At 53.4% G+C, this 307-nt stretch carries 1 rRNA gene; it reads left to right on the top strand.

What is annotated here, in order from left to right:
* Positions 1-77: 77 nt before the first annotated feature.
* Positions 78-307 (top strand): 23S ribosomal RNA (locus tag L942_RS17110); the annotation flags it as partial.

Here is a 307-nt window from a genome sequence, read left to right as displayed (position 1 = left end):
CTGTTGGGTCCTGAGGCAACACACGTTGTTTCTGGTGTGGTGTTTGAGAACTGTAGAGTGGATGCGAGCATCTTTGTGGTCAAGTTGTTAAGGGCACATGGTGGATGTCTTGGCTTCAGGAGCCGATGAAGGACGTGGGAGGCTGCGATATGCCTCGGGGAGCTGTCAACCGAGCTGTGATCCGAGGATTTCCGAATGGGGAAACCCAGCACCAGTGATGTGGTGTTACCTGCCGGTGAATATATAGCCGGTGTGGAGGGAACGCGGGGAAGTGAAACATCTCAGTACCCGCAGGAAGAGAAAACAA

The organism is Amycolatopsis orientalis DSM 43388 (assembly GCF_000411975.1).
Classification (GTDB): domain Bacteria; phylum Actinomycetota; class Actinomycetes; order Mycobacteriales; family Pseudonocardiaceae; genus Amycolatopsis; species Amycolatopsis orientalis_D.
This window is presented reverse-complemented; position numbering and strand designations above follow the sequence as displayed.